At 57.9% G+C, this 1,814-nt stretch carries 2 protein-coding genes and 1 pseudogene; 2 read left to right on the top strand and 1 reads right to left on the bottom strand.

The genetic code is table 11. From position 1 onward, the window contains the following. Both AC1DKD_RS41230 and AC1DKD_RS41225 read left to right on the top strand, forming a co-directional pair. On the top strand, window positions 1-531 hold a 531-nt coding region (locus AC1DKD_RS41230; protein ID WP_477144745.1), incomplete at its 5' end, for an aldo/keto reductase. 72 nt (window positions 532-603) lie between these two features. Next, window positions 604-1,323, top strand: a complete 720-nt coding sequence (locus AC1DKD_RS41225) for an oxidoreductase (protein WP_477144744.1) — start codon at window positions 604-606, stop codon at window positions 1,321-1,323. 367 nt (window positions 1,324-1,690) lie between these two features. Here AC1DKD_RS41225 and AC1DKD_RS41220 read toward each other — a convergent pair. Next, window positions 1,691-1,814: pseudogene (locus AC1DKD_RS41220) on the bottom strand (LysR family transcriptional regulator); the annotation flags it as partial.

The following is a 1,814-nucleotide window of genomic DNA, read 5'->3' as shown; positions in this document are numbered from 1 at the left end:
AGTGTGAAGACCATCCGTCGCGCGCATGCCGTGCAACCAGTTGCCGCAGTCCAGACGGAATACTCGCTGTGGACCCGCAACGTCGAACTGAATGGTGTGCTGGCGACGTGTGAAGAACTCGGAATCGGCTTCGTGCCGTGGTCACCATTGGGCCAAGGCTTTCTGGCCGGCGCCTTCGATACGAACACGAAGTTCGGCGAAAAAAATGACTTTCGCGCTGGGTTCCCTCGCTTCTCGAAGGAATTCTTGAAGTTGAATATGCCCATCATCCAATGGCTCAAGGAGTACGCAGCTACCAAAGGGGCGACACCATCGCAGGTTTCGCTGGCGTGGTTGCTTGCGAAAGGATCCAATATCGTTCCTATTCCGGGTACGCGTACCGAGGCGCATCTGCTCGAAAACCTCGGTGCCCAGCGCCTCCAACTTACGGGCGCTGACATTCAGGAAATCGACACCAAGCTTTCAAAATACCCTGTCTTCGGCGACCGTATGGGCAAAGAACACATGAGTCAGATCGACTATACGGTTTGATTTCCATAACGCGGTGGTGGTCAACATTCCGCCATTGTGTCCCCGAGCCACCAGAACCCGAAGTAAAGTTACGTGAAATACAGCAAGATTTTTGAGCCAATAGTGCTGGCACCTGGCCTGACCGTACGCAATCGAGTAGCGATGGCCCCAATGACAACCTGGGCTAGCAACGACGATGGCACCGTCTCCGACGAGGAGGACGCCTATTACCGCCTTCGGGTGAAGGACGTCGGTTTGGTCATCACCGGCTGCACGCATGTGCAAGAGAATGGGGTTGGTTTCACTGGAGAATTTGCCGCGTACGAGGATCGCTTCATTCCAAGTCTGAAAAAACCAGCAAAGGCCGCTAAAAGCGGCGGTGCCCATGCGATCCTGCAGATTTTTCACGCTGGCGTGAAGACGTTGCCGACGCTCGTCAGCGACGTAGTAGCAGCAAGCGACGTTGAAGGTGACGCAGGCCCGTTTGCCTCAGCCCTCGTGCCGCGGGAGCTTCAGGAAGAGGAAATCCTGGACGTTATTGAGGCGTTCGCTGCCGCCACGCGACGCGCTATCGCTGCCGGCTTCGATGGCATTGAGCTGCTCGCGCTTGCGGCCGTAGGTCAGGGCCTCGTAATCAACCCAGACTGGATGGCGCAGGGGCGTGAAGGTCGCGATGAAAGCATCCGCCTTTCTGTTTCCGCTAGCGACGTTTCGCGGGTTGGCATCCCGCAAAAGCTATGGGCTGTCATCGATGCAACGCCAGGTTGGTTCAACGTATCCGAGAATTCGCCGGGACGAGCCGAGAAAGCTTGACGGTGGTGAAACGCGTGCCACAGGCATCACTGCCGCCGCCTTACAGGTCGCCGTGCGGTCCTTGCCTTTGAGGTCGATGAAGCGGCATCAGCGTTGCCAGCCTGTGTCCGCTTGAAGCGTCGTTACGGACGCTCAAGCGGCCAGTTGGACCGAGAGCTGACGGTCCCCTATTGGCCGGGCGCAGGCATTGTGAGATCCCTGCTGGCTGTCCGTCCCCGACCCTGAACGGTCAACCGATTGGTCGTGGTAGAGTCGATCATCATTCTTGATCGCGTAGCCTTATGCCGCCACCCGTTGAACGTGGACCCGTCGGTTCAGCAGACCATCGACAGGGCATGGAAAGCGCCGCTGATGCACATAGTGTGACCATGCGGATTGCCACGTCGAAGGGTTCGCTGACCAGGTCGACCCGTCTCGGCGTCAGGTCGAAATCGAAGGTGATGCCAGGATAGAGGCCGGCAAATTCGGCGATCAGGGGCGCCAGGTAGGTC

The sequence above is a fragment of the Cupriavidus sp. 05T313 genome (genome assembly GCF_056396665.1).
This window is presented reverse-complemented; position numbering and strand designations above follow the sequence as displayed.